General features: G+C 59.4%; 14 protein-coding genes. All 14 read left to right on the forward strand.

Features of this window, described 5'->3' with window-relative positions; genetic code table 11:
* Nucleotides 1-156 precede the first annotated feature (156 nt).
* The 14 genes from acpP to ABIA48_RS22250 all read left to right on the forward strand — a co-directional run bounded on the left by acpP (nt 157) and on the right by ABIA48_RS22250 (nt 12,734).
* Nucleotides 157-393, forward strand: a complete 237-nt coding sequence (acpP, locus tag ABIA48_RS22185) for an acyl carrier protein (RefSeq protein WP_007987170.1) — start codon at nt 157-159, stop codon at nt 391-393.
* Between the two features lie 109 nt (nt 394-502).
* Nucleotides 503-1,747, forward strand: a complete 1,245-nt coding sequence (gene fabF, locus ABIA48_RS22190; RefSeq protein ID WP_429491350.1) for a beta-ketoacyl-ACP synthase II — start codon at nt 503-505, stop codon at nt 1,745-1,747.
* Nucleotides 1,747-2,562: an aminodeoxychorismate lyase gene (pabC, locus tag ABIA48_RS22195; protein WP_429491352.1), complete on the forward strand. Its 816-nt coding sequence runs from the start codon at nt 1,747-1,749 to the stop codon at nt 2,560-2,562. The genes fabF and pabC overlap by 1 nt, the downstream gene beginning before the upstream one ends.
* Before the next feature lie 3 nt (nt 2,563-2,565).
* The gene (gene mltG / locus ABIA48_RS22200) at nt 2,566-3,798 is read left to right on the forward strand and encodes an endolytic transglycosylase MltG (protein WP_429491354.1); all 1,233 of its coding nucleotides are present in this window, start codon (nt 2,566-2,568) and stop codon (nt 3,796-3,798) included.
* A gap of 19 nt (nt 3,799-3,817) precedes the next feature.
* Nucleotides 3,818-4,450 (forward strand): dTMP kinase, encoded by a 633-nt coding sequence (gene tmk / locus ABIA48_RS22205; RefSeq protein WP_310054721.1) that lies wholly within the window; start codon nt 3,818-3,820, stop codon nt 4,448-4,450.
* A complete protein-coding gene (locus ABIA48_RS22210) occupies nt 4,443-5,429 on the forward strand; it encodes a DNA polymerase III subunit delta' (protein WP_429491355.1) in 987 nt (328 codons plus the stop codon). Before tmk ends, ABIA48_RS22210 begins: the two co-directional genes overlap by 8 nt.
* Before the next feature lie 72 nt (nt 5,430-5,501).
* Entirely contained in the window at nt 5,502-6,287 is a 786-nt protein-coding gene (locus ABIA48_RS22215) for a TatD family hydrolase (RefSeq protein WP_429491357.1), read from the forward strand.
* Between the two features lie 342 nt (nt 6,288-6,629).
* Entirely contained in the window at nt 6,630-7,268 is a 639-nt protein-coding gene (locus tag ABIA48_RS22220; RefSeq protein ID WP_204934341.1) for a TetR/AcrR family transcriptional regulator, read from the forward strand.
* 138 nt (nt 7,269-7,406) lie between these two features.
* Complete coding sequence (locus tag ABIA48_RS22225) at nt 7,407-8,375, forward strand: GTP 3',8-cyclase MoaA (RefSeq protein WP_277530772.1); 969 nt, start codon at nt 7,407-7,409, stop codon at nt 8,373-8,375.
* A 171-nt stretch (nt 8,376-8,546) separates the two neighbouring features.
* On the forward strand, nt 8,547-9,155 hold the full coding sequence (locus tag ABIA48_RS22230) for a DUF4823 domain-containing protein (RefSeq protein ID WP_007987188.1): 609 nt from the start codon (nt 8,547-8,549) through the stop codon (nt 9,153-9,155).
* A gap of 16 nt (nt 9,156-9,171) precedes the next feature.
* The gene (locus ABIA48_RS22235; protein ID WP_429491360.1) at nt 9,172-9,732 is read left to right on the forward strand and encodes a DUF1285 domain-containing protein; all 561 of its coding nucleotides are present in this window, start codon (nt 9,172-9,174) and stop codon (nt 9,730-9,732) included.
* Nucleotides 9,733-9,923: 191 nt separating this feature from the next.
* Complete coding sequence (locus ABIA48_RS22240) at nt 9,924-10,640, forward strand: FadR/GntR family transcriptional regulator (protein ID WP_108229795.1); 717 nt, start codon at nt 9,924-9,926, stop codon at nt 10,638-10,640.
* Nucleotides 10,641-10,767: 127 nt separating this feature from the next.
* A complete protein-coding gene (locus ABIA48_RS22245; protein WP_429491363.1) occupies nt 10,768-11,643 on the forward strand; it encodes an SMP-30/gluconolactonase/LRE family protein in 876 nt (291 codons plus the stop codon).
* 272 nt (nt 11,644-11,915) lie between these two features.
* Nucleotides 11,916-12,734: an SDR family oxidoreductase gene (locus tag ABIA48_RS22250; protein ID WP_429491365.1), complete on the forward strand. Its 819-nt coding sequence runs from the start codon at nt 11,916-11,918 to the stop codon at nt 12,732-12,734.
* Nucleotides 12,735-12,840 lie beyond the last annotated feature (106 nt).

Raw genomic sequence — 12,840 nt, forward strand, 5'->3', positions numbered from 1 at the left:
CTGTCTAAAATCCGTTATAAAGCTGCAATCTATTTATAGGCATAGGGTCACCGGGTTTGAGGAGTGAAGCTTTCAGTTGAAAAGCTGAAAAGCCTTTCTATACACTTACCCACTGGCCAGCTGCCTGAATTTGTCCATTAGGAGTGAAAACAAGGTATGAGCACCATCGAAGAGCGCGTCAAGAAAATCGTTGCTGAGCAACTGGGCGTTAAAGAAGAAGAAGTGGTCAACACTGCTTCCTTCGTAGAAGACCTGGGTGCCGACTCCCTTGACACCGTTGAGCTGGTGATGGCTCTGGAAGAGGAATTCGAGACCGAAATCCCTGACGAAGAAGCTGAGAAGATCACTACTGTACAAGCCGCAATCGACTACGTTACTGCCCACCAGGCGTAATAGTTTGTAATCGTTGCTCGCTGTCATGGAAAAACCGCACTGCTATCACGGCGTGCGGTTTTTTCTTTAGGCCTGATGCAAAGTCGTCATTTGAAAAAAGGAGAGTGCTGTGTCGCGTAGACGCGTCGTAGTCACCGGTATGGGTATGTTGTCGCCACTGGGCACGGATGTGCCGAGCAGTTGGCAGGGCATTCTGGCTGGCCGCAGTGGCATTGGTCTGATCGAACACACCGACCTTTCTGCCTATTCCACCCGTTTTGGCGGCTCGGTAAAGGGCTTCAATGTCGAGGAATACCTGTCGGTCAAGGAAGCCCGCAAGCTCGACCTGTTCATTCAGTACGGTCTGGCCGCAGGTTTTCAGGCGGTACGCAACGCCGGCCTGGAAGTCACCGACGCCAACCGTGAACGCATTGGCGTGGCCATGGGCTCGGGTATTGGCGGACTGACCAATATCGAAGAAACCAGCCGCACCCTGCACGAGACCGGCCCACGACGGATTTCTCCGTTTTTCGTGCCAGGCTCGATCATCAATATGATTTCCGGGTTCCTGTCGATCCATTTGGGCGCACAGGGGCCTAACTACGCCATCGCCACGGCCTGTACCACCGGTACACACTGCATTGGCATGGCAGCCCGCAATATCATGTACGACGAAGCCGACGTGATGATTGCCGGTGGTGCCGAAATGGCGGCCTGCGGTCTGGGCATGGGCGGCTTCGGTGCCTCCCGCGCACTGTCGACCCGCAATGACGAGCCGACCCGCGCCAGCCGTCCATGGGACAAGGGCCGCGATGGCTTCGTGCTGTCCGATGGCGCCGGTGCGCTGGTCCTCGAAGAGCTGGAACACGCCAAGGCTCGCGGCGCGACGATCTATGCCGAGCTCATTGGCTTCGGTACCAGCGGCGACGCCTACCATATGACTTCACCACCCGCCGATGGCGCCGGTGCTGCGCGCTGCATCACTAATGCGCTGCGCGATGCGAAGATCAATGGCGATCAAGTGCAGTACATCAACGCCCACGGCACGTCGACTCCCGCAGGTGACCTGGCCGAAGTCAATGCGATCAAGTCGGTGTTCGGTGAGCACGCCTACAAGCTGGCCGTCAGTTCGACCAAGTCCATGACCGGCCACCTGCTGGGTGCGGCGGGTGCGGTCGAGGCGATCTTCAGCGTGCTGGCCATCAACAGCCAGGTAGCGCCGCCGACCATCAACCTCGATGAGCCGGACGAAGGTTGCGACCTCGATTTCGTGCCGCACACCGCGCGCAACATGGATATCGATGTAGTGGTTTCCAACTCCTTCGGTTTTGGCGGCACCAACGGCTCGCTGGTGTTCCGCCGGTTCGCAGGCTGATGGACAGCTGGGTCGACGGTCAGCCGGCTGACGCTTTGTCGCTGAAGGATCGCGGCCTGGCTTATGGCGATGGTCTGTTCGAGACCATCGCCGTGCGCAACGGGCAGCCAGTGTTGCTGGACCGGCATCTGTCGCGTCTGGCGGATGGCTGTTCGCGTCTGGCGCTTACCGCCGATCAAGCGTTGATCCGCAGCGAATTGCAGGCCTATGCCGCGGCATTGGGTGATGGGGTACTCAAGCTCATTCTCACCCGCGGCGACGGTCTGCGCGGTTACGCTCCCGATCCTTCGGCCCAGGCCCGACGCATTCTGCAAGGCAATCCACCTGCGGCTTACCCTGCCGCGCATGGCGAGCAGGGTGTTCGTTTGTTTCCTTGCGCCACGCGATTGTCCAGACAGCCATTACTTGCCGGCCTCAAGCACCTGAACCGTCTTGAACAAGTCCTCGCCCGTGCCGAATGGCAGGACACCGAACATGCCGAAGGCTTGATGCTCGATCAGGCCGGGCGCGTGATTGAAGGCGTGTTCAGCAATCTGTTCCTGGTGCGCGATGGTGTGCTCATCACCGCGGACCTCAAGCGCTGTGGCGTGGCCGGCGTGATGCGTGCCGAAATATTGTTTCAGGCCAAGTCGCTTGGAATCCCCTTGCAAATCACCGACATTCCCCTCGAACAGCTGCAATGGGCTGACGAAGTCTTTGTCTGCAACAGCGTGTATGGTATCTGGCCGGTGCGCGCCTGTGCTGCTCTTCACTGGCCGGTTGGGCCGCTCACCCGTAAACTCCAAACCATTGCCCGTGCGCTACTGGATGCTTGATACGTGAGACGTAAATTCTTGCTGCTGCTGGAAACCGGAGTGGTTCTGGCGGGGCTGCTGTTGGGTGCTTCAGCCTGGAAAATTCATTCGGCGCTGGTACAGCCGCTGAACATTGCCCAGGAGCAATTGCTGGATGTGCCCAAGGGCACGACGCCGACCCGCACCTTTTATCGACTTGAAGCCAATGGCGTCATCAAGGACGCGTTCTGGCTGCGTGTGTATTGGCGCTTCAACCTCCCCAAACAGCCGCTGCACAGCGGTGAGTACCGCATGCAACCGGGTATGACCGTCGAAGGCCTGATTGACTTGTGGAAGCGTGGGGAAATGGTTCAGTACAGCCTGACGCTGGTCGAAGGCTGGAATTTTCGTCAGGTCCGCGCAGCGCTGGCCAAGGAAGAGAAGCTCGATCATAGCCTCAACGGTTTGAGCGATAGCCAGGTCATGGACAAGCTTGGCCACACCGGGGTTTTTCCGGAAGGGCGGTTTTTCCCTGACACCTATCGCTACGTGCGCGGCATGTCCGATATCGAGCTGCTGAAAACCGCTTACGACCGCCTCGACGAAGTACTCGCCAAGGAGTGGGATCAGCGCGCTGCGGATACGCCGTACACCGAACCCTACCAGGCGCTGATCATGGCCTCGCTGGTCGAAAAGGAAACCGGTGTGCCGCAGGAACGCGGGCAAATTGCCGGTGTGTTTGTGCGACGCATGGCGATGGGCATGTTGTTGCAGACCGACCCGACGGTGATCTACGGCCTCGGCGACCGCTACAGCGGCAAGCTGACCCGGGCTCATCTCAAGGAAGCGACGCCCTATAACACCTACATGAATGCGGGCCTGCCACCGACCCCGATTTCGATGGTCGGTCGCGAAGCCATTCATGCGGCGCTCAATCCGGTTGAGGGCAACAGCCTTTACTTCGTGGCGCGCGGTGATGGCACTCACGTGTTCTCCGATGACCTGGATGCCCACAACAATGCTGTGAAGGAGTTCCAGCTCAAGCGTCGCGCCGATTACCGCTCCAGCCCGGCGCCAGCTACCGCGCCCGAGACGCCGCAACCCGAGGGTGAGCAATCCGGTACGCAGGAGGCCAAGGCTTCGCAGGAACTGGCGCCGATCCCGGCCGCTTCACCCAACACGGCTCCCGAGGCGCTACCGCAGGTGGCGCCGCAAGATCCTGCACCGGCCCCTGAAATGCCGGCCCCCGATGCAAGCGCGCCGAAAAGCCCGCAATGACTCTGACTAAGGACTGCCTGTGACTGGCTTGTTTATTACTCTGGAAGGCCCGGAAGGCGCCGGCAAGAGCACCAATCGCGAATACCTGGCCGAGCGTTTGCGCGCCGCCGGCATTGAGGTGGTGCTGACCCGCGAGCCGGGTGGCACGCCGCTGGCAGAGCGCATCCGTGAAGTGCTGCTGGCCCCGGTCGACGAAGTCATGAACCCGGATACCGAGTTGCTGCTGGTGTTCGCGGCGCGTGCCCAGCACCTGGCCGAAGTGATTCGCCCGGCGCTGGCCCGCGGTGCCGTGGTCTTGTGTGATCGTTTTACCGATTCGACTTACGCCTACCAGGGCGGCGGCCGTGGCTTGTCGCTGGAGCGTATCGCGACCCTGGAAACCTTCGTTCAGGGCGATCTGCGCCCGGACCTGACGCTGATTTTCGATCTGCCTGTCGAGGTCGGCCTGGCCCGTGCCAGCGCCCGCGGTCGTCTGGATCGTTTCGAGCTCGAAGGCCGGACCTTCTTCGATGCCGTACGCAATGCCTTCCTCAAGCGGGCCAAGGCGGATCCGGCGCGTTATGTGCTGGTCGATGCTGCCCAACCATTGGCGCAGGTTCAGCAATCTCTGGATGCCTTGCTGCCGCGCCTGCTGGAGTTGAGCCGTGGCTGAGGCCTATCCGTGGCAGGAAAATCTCTGGCAGCAACTGGCCGGTCGCGCCCAGCATGCTCATGCCTATCTGCTGCATGGCCCGGCGGGGATCGGCAAGCGGGCACTGGCCGAGCGCTTGATGGCCAGCTTGCTGTGCCAGCGCCCGAACGCGCTGGACGCCTGCGGAGAATGCAAATCCTGTCTGTTGCTCAAGGCTGGCAGTCATCCGGATAACTACATCCTGGAACCGGAAGAAGCCGACAAGGCGATCAAGGTCGATCAGGTTCGCGACCTGGTCGGTTTCGTAGTGCAGACCGCGCAGTTGGGCGGGCGCAAGGTGGTGCTGATCGAGCCGGCCGAGTCGATGAATATCAACGCCGCCAACGCCTTGCTCAAAAGCCTTGAAGAACCGTCCGGCGATACTGTTTTGTTGCTGGTCAGCCATCAGCCGAGCCGTTTGTTGCCAACGATCAAGAGTCGTTGCGTGCAGCAGGCCTGTCCGCTGCCGGGCGATGCCATGAGCTTGAAATGGCTGGCTCAGGCGTTGCCGGAGTGTTCCGAAGAAGAGCGTGTCGAACTGCTGACGCTGGCTGCCGGTTCACCGCTGGCGGCGGTCAGTCTTCAGGCCCAGGGCGTGCGTGAACAGCGCACGCAAGTGGTGGAAGGGGTGAAAAAACTTCTCAAGCAACAGCAGTCGCCGACGCAACTGGCCGAAGAATGGAAAAACATTCCGATGTTGCGTCTGTTCGACTGGTTCTGCGATTGGTCGAGCCTGATCCTGCGCTATCAGTTGACCCAGGATGAAGCCGGCCTCGGCCTGACTGACATGCGCAAGGTCGTGCAATACCTGGCGCAGAAAAGTGCCCAGGGCAAAGTCCTCGATATCCAGGACTGGATACTCGCCCAGCGACAGAAAGTCTTGAGCAAGGCCAACCTCAATCCGGCCTTGCTGCTGGAGGCATTGCTGGTGCAATGGGCGTCGTTGCCTGCCCAAAGATGACTGTCTGCGCCTAGACTCTGAGTATCGGAACATCCGACCGTCCCACCCATTCGATGTAAGTTGCAGCCCTTTATGCTCGTAGATTCCCATTGTCACCTTGATCGCCTCGACCTGGCCGCCCACGACGGCTCCCTGGATGCCGCCCTGGATGCGGCCCGACAGCGCGGGGTAGGGCACTTTCTGTGTATCGGTGTCAGCGCGGACAACGCGGCCGACGTCAAAGCCCTGGCCGAACGTTATGACGACGTCGACTGCTCGGTGGGTGTGCACCCTCTGGATGTGCAGCCGGGTGCCGCGCCGGCGCTGGACTGGCTGTTGCAGGAGCTCAATCACCCGCGTGTGGTCGCCATCGGCGAAACCGGCCTGGACTACCACTACGAACCGCAAGCGGCGCAGTTGCAGCAGGAGTCGTTTCGCCTGCATCTGCAAGCGGCGCAGCAGACCGGCAAACCGGTGGTCATCCACACCCGTGGCGCCCGCACCGATACCCTGGACTTGTTGCGTGAAGCGGCGCTGCCCCAGGCGGGCGTATTGCATTGCTTTACCGAAGACTGGGAGATGGCGAAGGCCGCGCTGGACATGGGCTATTACATTTCCCTGTCCGGGATTGTCACTTTTCGCAATGCCGACGCGTTGCGTGATGTGGCGGGCAAGGTGCCAGCCGACCGGTTGCTGGTGGAAACGGACTCGCCGTACCTGGCGCCGATTCCCTATCGCGGCAAGCCGAACCTGCCGCAATACGTACGTGAGGTAGCGGAATTTCTGGCAATGTTGCGTGGTGAACCCTACGAGCGATTTGCCGAGCAGACCACGGCGAATTTCAAGCGGCTGTTCCCGCTGGCACATGTAAAAGGTTAAATCGCAGGCAAAAAAAACCCGGGTTCTGGGGGGTGAATCCGGGTTAAGACCATTAGGAGTAAAACAATGGTACGCGGTCCGTTGGTACCAATATCAGCGTGACACTTGGGGGAGATGCCCCGCCGACAGTTCAAGTATTGATCAGGATTGCGCCTAGTCCAGTTTGCTGGTCAGGGTTTTTAAACAAATTTGGAATACGTGCGCTTCGGAAGAGTTCTCATCAACCTGTAAACGTACGCAGAATGACCAGAAGGCGCAGATATGGTCGGATGATCCGTGCATTTTTGCGCAAGTTAGGCATAATACGCGGCTTCGAATTTTGACCCCGACAGACCTTTTCTTATGCATAAAGAACCTCGTAAGGTCCGTGAGTTTCGTCGCCGCGAGCAGGAAATTCTCGATACCGCGCTCAAGCTGTTCCTCGAACAAGGTGAAGACAGTGTCACCGTCGAGATGATTGCTGATGCCGTCGGTATCGGCAAAGGCACGATCTACAAGCACTTCAAATCCAAGGCAGAAATCTATCTGCGCCTGATGCTCGACTACGAGCGCGATTTGAACGCACTGCTGCATTCGGCCGATGTCGACAAGGACAAGGAAGCCCTGTCCCGGGCGTACTTCGAATTCCGCATGCGCGATCCACAACGCTATCGCCTGTTCGACCGCCTTGAAGAAAAAGTGGTCAAGGGCAACCAGGTGCCGGAGATGATCGAGGAACTGCACAAGATCCGTGCCTCGAACTTCGAGCGCCTGACCTTGCTGATCAAAGGCCGGATCAGCGAAGGCAAGCTGGAAGACGTGCCACCTTACTTCCATTACTGCGCGTCCTGGGCGCTGGTGCACGGTGCCGTGGCGCTGTATCACTCGCCGTTCTGGAGCAATGTGCTGGAAGATCAGGAAGGTTTCTTCCAGTTCCTCATGGACATCGGCGTGCGCATGGGTAACAAGCGCAAGCGCGACACCGACACTTCGAGCAGCTGAGTCATTCAGTTGCCTTATTGCGCCATGATTTCGCTACTTGGCGCAGTACCGCAGGAATATACTCAGGTAGAGGACTTGCTAAAACTTGATTTCTGAGTCAAGTTTTAGCGGCCCGAATATTCTTCCGCCGGAGTGACCATGATCGTTGACCGTCAAGGCAGGCGTTTTCGCAACTTGCGCATCAGCCTGACCTCAGCCTGCAATTACGCCTGTACCTACTGCGTGCCCAACGGCAAGCGGCTGGTGGCTGCGCAGGATGAGTTGTCAGCCGAAGCCATGGCGCGCGGCGTGGCTTATCTGATTGAAGCGGCGGGGATCGAGCGCCTGCGCATTACCGGCGGCGAGCCGCTGGTCAGCCCGAAACTCGAAGCGTTCATGACAGCGGTCGGGCAGATGGGCCTGGAAGACATCAGCCTGACCACCAACGGTCAGTTGCTGGCGAAGAAACTGCCGCTGCTGCTGAATGCCGGCATTCGGCGCCTCAACGTTTCCCTCGATACCCTTGATGCGAGTGCGTTCCGCAGCATTGCCCGGGGCGGCGATCTGGCCACTGTGCTCAATGGCATGAGCGAGGCCAGTGCGGCCGGCATGAAGATCAAGGTCAACATGGTGCCGCTGCGCGGGCAGAACCTTGATCAAGTGATGCCGCTGCTCGACTACTGCCTGGAGCGTGGTTATGAACTGCGCTTCATCGAGCTGATGCGCATGGGGCACCTGGCCAACGATTCCAACGCCTTTTTGCAACAGTTCGTCAGCCTCCAGCAGTTGCTGAGCCTGATCGGCGAGCGCTACGAGTACCTGCAGGCCGATGCCCCGGTCGATGCAACGGCCGTTCGCTATGAAATTCCCGGCCAGGGTTATTTCGGCGTGATCGCCAACGAAAGCGTGCCATTCTGCCGGACCTGTTCACGGTTGCGTTTATCTTCCACCGGGTGGCTGCATGGCTGCCTGTCATCGAGCAATCGCCATTACATCGGCGATTTGCTGGACAAACCACGTCATCAGGCCTTGCCGGCCCTGCAGCGGCTGCTGGTCAAAGCCTTGGGCGACAAGCAGGAAGTGGCGTTCTCCGGCGGTGCGACTGTCATGAAGATTATCGGCGGCTGATTCGGCCTCATCGCGGGCAAGCCACGCTCCCACAAGAATTTGCGCAAATCCTTGTGGGAGCGAGCTTGCTCGCGATGACTATGGTTAAGTCAACAATGCTCATGAGCTGGCGCGGAAGCTGCATCCTACGGCCATTCGCCGGTTTTCCGACACCGGCCTCTGGAGGATAGGATGCGTAGCCTGGTTTTGCTGCTGGCCGTTTTGGCACTTGGTGGCTGCATGAACGTCAGCGATATGGCCGAAGGGACTCGTTACCATATGAGCGATGCGGGGCTGCTCGACCACAGCGACAGTCGTCGCGTAAACAACCTGCGCATTCAGCCTGACTCGTTCGTCTACATCGCCCAGGGCGCTTTCATGCCGCCGGGCAGCGCCGTTTATCCACGGCCCAATGTGATTGCCGAAGTCGCGTTCGATGGCTTCGTCGAATACTTCCCGATGGTCCGCCGTGCCCGTACGCCGGAAGGCCTCGACCAGGCCATGGGCGAAGCCCGTGCCGCCGGTGCGCACTATCTGCTGTACACCCGATTTGCCAAGTCTGACGACCGTATCGGCAACTCGGACGAGTGGCTGGATCAGGAAGCCCTGGATCGTCTCGGCATCGACAGCGGTATGATTCAGATCAGTTTGATCGAGACCAGCACCCAGTATTTGATTGATACTGCGACCATCAAGAGTCGTGGCGGTTTACTGACGTTCCACGATAAAAAACCGGAAGACCTGATGGGCCCGCCGCTGGAACAATACGCGCGCAGCCTGCTGGGGCTCAGCGACCAGTAATTCTAAGGAGAACGCCATGAGTGGCCCGCAAAAAGCCAATGACTTGCTGGGGCAAATCTCCAAGACCAAAGGCTTGCCGCCGGTGCACCTGTGGAATCCCGATTTCTGCGGCGACATCGACATGCGCATCGCCCGGGACGGCACCTGGTATTACCTGGGCACCCCGATCGGGCGCAAGCCGATGGTCAAGCTGTTCTCTACCATCATTCGCCGCGATGGCGATGATTACTTTCTGATCACACCCGTCGAAAAGGTCGGCATCAAGGTCGACGATGCGCCGTTCGTGGCGATTGCCGTCGACGTGGAAGGCGAGGGCGAGGCGCAGCTGTTGCGCTTTACCACCAACGTCGAGGAAACCACCGAGGCTGGTGCCGGTCATCCGCTGCGTGTGGTCATCGACCCGGTAACGCAGGAGCCAGCCCCTTACGTGCATGTGCGCAGCAATCTTGAGGCGTTGATTCACCGCAATGTGTTCTACCAACTGGTAGAGCTGGCAGTGAGCCGAGAGATCGACGGCCAGCGTTGGTTAGGCGTGTGGAGTGGTGGAGAGTTTTTCCCCATCGGTCTCGAACCCTGACGCAAAACCCTGTGGGAGCGGGCTTGCTCGCGAAAGCGCTGGGTCAGCCGACATCTTTGTCGGATGTGACTCCGTCTTCGCGAGCAAGCCCGCTCCCACATTAGATTTCTGATTTCTTCAAAAAATCAAATTGACACCCAATCGTATGATGATTAGCGTGGTTCTCCATCGCATACGGCTTTGAGGTGCCCATGTCCAACAGCTTTCATGCTTCGACGGTCGACTGGTTGGGATGCTGGCTCGCCACGGGGCAGGTCAGGCCGGGTGAGTCACTCAAGGTCGAAGCCGACCTCGGCGAACAACTTGGTGTGAGCCGCACGGTCATCCGCGAAGCGATCAAAACCCTGGTTGCCAAAGGCATGCTCGAAGTCGGCCCGAAAGTCGGCACGCGGGTGTTGCCGGTGCGGCGCTGGAACCTCTTTGATCCACAAGTCGTCGGCTGGCTGTCACGCAGCGGTTTGCCGGAAAACTTCGTCGACGATCTACTCGATCTGCGTCGCACCATCGAACCGATGGCTGTGCGCTGGGCTTGCGAACGCGCAACCGGCGAACAGGTGGACGCGATCCTGCTGGCCTGCAACGCACTGGAACGGGCGGTGGACAGCGGCATCGATTACAACCGTGCCGACCAGCTCTTCCACGAGTGCATCCTGGCAGCCAGCCACAATCAATTCATCGAACAGATGGTTCCCGCCCTCGGCGCGTTGCTGGCGGTGGCCTTTGAAGTGTCCGCCGCCGACCCGAATGAACTGCGCCGCACCTTGCCGATTCACCGGGACCTGGCCGAGGCTATCGCGGCCCGTGATACTGCCCGGGGTGTCTGGGCCTGCATGACCCTGATCGATAACGCCGACCTGGCGATCAAGCGTTACTACCCGCAAGTCATGGCCGATAAAAAAGCGAGCTGACAACTCGAACCCCTGTAGGAGCGAGCCTGCTCGCGATGGTATGGCAGCTACCACAACGCCGACTGACACACCATCGCCAGCAAGCTGGCTCCTACACAATAAAAACAAGAACAATGCAGGAGGCTTCATGACGTGGACCGCGGTTACCGGGCATCGGGCGAAACTGGGAGAAGGTCCGTTCTGGGATGCGCCGACCCAGGCACTGTATTGGGTGGATATTGCCGGTAAACAGGCGCTACGGCTGATCGGCGCCAATGTGCAGATCTGGCAGATGCCGGAGCATGTATCGGCCTTCATCCCCTGCGCCAGCGGCGACGCCCTGGTGACACTGAGCAGTGGCGTGTATCGGCTGGACCTGGACTCACCCGGGCTGGACCCGCGCCTGACATTGTTCTGCGTGGCCGATCCACAACCGTGCAACCGCCCCAACGAAGCCCGCTGCGATGCCCAGGGCCGGCTCTGGCTCGGCACCATGCAAAACAACATCGGCGAGCGAGGCGAAGACTTGCCCATCGAACGGCGCACCGGCGGGCTGTTCCGCATTGATCGGGACGCTCGGGTCATGCCGCTGCTCCGAGGGCTGGGCGTCCCCAATACGCTGCTGTGGAGCGATGACGGCACTAGCGTTTATTTCGGCGACAGCCTCGCTGGCACCTTGTACCGACATTTCATCCGTACCGACGGAGCCCTCGATGCGCCGCAGGTCTGGTTTGGCCCCCATGAGCGCGGGGTTCCGGACGGTTCGGCGATGGATGCCGAAGGTTTTATCTGGAATGCCCGTTGGGACGGTCGCTGCCTGCTCAGGTTGAGCCCGGACGGCAAAGTCGATCGGATCATCGAATTGCCGATCAGCCGTTCCACCAGTTGCGTGTTCGGCGGTGCGGATCTGAAAACCCTGTACATCACCAGCGCGGCAAGTCCGCTGGGCCATCCGTTAGACGGGGCCGTGTTGTCGATTGCAGTGGATGTGCCTGGAAAGCATTGCGCACGTTTTGCCGGATAAGTCCCAAAATGTGGGATGCGAATATATATATTGAGATTTTAAACGGGCCGGGTTTATAGTCGGCCTCACCAGTGACATGCACTCACACTTAAAAAAACAAAACAGGTGAAGTGATGCAGCGAAGCCCCTCGCACTCCCTTGCGCAGACAAGGCCTCAGACCGTCTTCAAGCTGAAACGGTTTCGCTCCCGTCTGTTTCTTACTCAGCGCCTTTTGTCCGGACATCGACAGATGCCCGGTTTTCGTCGTGTTTTCGAACAGGAGTCTTGATCCATGGCTGAACCGTTGTCATTGCCGCCGGTACCCGAACCACCGAAGGGCGAACGCCTGAAAAACAAGGTCGTATTGTTGACCGGTGCCGCCCAGGGGATTGGCGAAGCGATTGTGGCGACCTTTGCGTCCCAGCAAGCCAGGCTGATCATCAGCGACATTCAGGCCGAGAAAGTCGAGAAGGTCGCGGCGCACTGGCGTGGCCAAGGCGCCGATGTGGTGGCGATCAAGGCTGACGTCTCACAGCAGCGCGATCTGCAGGCAATGGCCAGGCTGGCGGTCGAGCGACACGGCCGGATCGATGTGCTGGTCAACTGCGCCGGGGTCAACGTGTTCCGTGATCCGCTGGAAATGACCGAGGAAGACTGGCGTCGCTGCTTTGCCATTGACCTTGATGGCGCCTGGTACGGTTGCAAGGCGGTGCTGCCGCAGATGATCGAGCAGGGCATCGGCAGCATCATCAATATTGCCTCGACCCATTCCTCCCACATCATTCCGGGCTGCTTCCCCTACCCGGTGGCCAAGCACGGCTTGCTCGGCCTGACCCGCGCGCTGGGCATCGAATATGCGTCCAGGGGCATCCGCGTCAACGCCATCGCACCGGGCTATATCGAAACCCAGATCAATATCGATTACTGGAACGGTTTCGCCGACCCTCACGCTGAGCGCCAGCGTGCGTTTGACCTGCATCCACCCAAGCGCATCGGCCAGCCGATTGAAGTGGCGATGACCGCGGTGTTCCTGGCCAGTGATGAAGCGCCGTTCATCAACGCCTCGTGCATCACCATCGATGGAGGGCGCTCGGTGATGTACCACGACTGAGTGACCGGGCTTTCAGGCGTCTTGGTACGCCTGAAATTCAATCATCATATGATATGACTATTGGCAATAAGGTTTACCGTCCTGGCTTTAAAGAACGCTTTCAAAG

Source organism: Pseudomonas sp. S30_BP2TU TE3576 (assembly GCF_050436025.1).
Lineage (GTDB): Bacteria > Pseudomonadota > Gammaproteobacteria > Pseudomonadales > Pseudomonadaceae > Aquipseudomonas.